Below are 1018 nucleotides of genomic sequence, written 5' to 3'. Positions count from 1 at the left end.
ACAGCTCGACGACACCGGACGGCTCTGGAGCCCCGGCGTACGGACCGGGGTCCGGCCGGGCAGCTACTTCCATCTCACGGAATTCTTCGGCCCGGTGCTGGGGATCATGCACGCCGAGTCGCTCGAACAGGCCATCGAGTGGCAGAACGCCAGCGCCTACGGACTCACCGGCGGCATCCACTCGATGGACCCGGACGAGGTGTCGCAGTGGCTCGACTCGGTGGAGGCCGGAAACCTCTACGTCAACCGCGGAATCACCGGAGCGATCGTCCGGCGGCAGCCGTTCGGCGGTTGGAAGCGCTCGGCGGTCGGGCCCGGCGCCAAGGCGGGTGGACCGAACTACCTCATCCATCTCGGCAGCTGGGAGCGTGAGGAACTGCACGCCGGGAACGTCCACGCCCCGCTGAACGATTCCGTCCGCCGCCTGCTTCATGCAGCGGAGGTGCCGGACGGAGACCGGGGCTTCCTTGCCCGATCGGCAGCTGACGACCAGCGCCACTGGGTGCGCACCTTCGGCACCCATGAGGACGTATCGGCCCTCGGCGTGGAGCGGAACGAGTTCCGCTACCGGCCGGCCCCCGTCACTGTCAGGCTCAATGAATCCGGAACCATGGCGGACATCCTCCGCGTGGTTGCAGCCGGGGTGCGCAGCGGCTCCGCCATGGCGGTCTCCACGCCGGAACCGCTGGCTCCGGCGGTCACGGCAGTCCTCTCGGGTCTGGAAGTGACCCACCGGGTAGAGGACGACGCCGCGTGGCTGGCAGCTGCGCCCTCAGCGCGCCTCGGCCGCGTGCGCCTGGTGGGGGGCGGCTACCGGGAGCTCTGCGAAGCCACGGACGGCGATCCCGACGTGGCGATCTACGCTGGGCCGGTCACCGAGGCCGGCCGGATCGAGCTTCTGCCGTTCCTTCGGGAGCAGGCGGTCACGATCACCGCTCACCGGTTCGGCAACCCGGACAACGTTTCAGGTGAAGTCCTTCGCTGACGGCTCCCTTTAACCCGCCGAGCGGGCGGAGAT

The 1018-nt window shown here is 69.4% G+C and carries 1 protein-coding gene; it reads left to right on the top strand.

What is annotated here, in order from left to right:
* A partial coding sequence (locus X803_RS17510; RefSeq protein ID WP_156929945.1) for an aldehyde dehydrogenase family protein occupies positions 1–985 on the top strand: 985 nt, incomplete at its 5' end.
* Positions 986–1018: the final 33 nt, after the last annotated feature.

Origin of the sequence: Arthrobacter sp. 35/47 (genome assembly GCF_000520475.1) — a bacterium.
GTDB lineage: Bacteria > Actinomycetota > Actinomycetes > Actinomycetales > Micrococcaceae > Arthrobacter_D > Arthrobacter_D subterraneus.
This window is presented reverse-complemented; position numbering and strand designations above follow the sequence as displayed.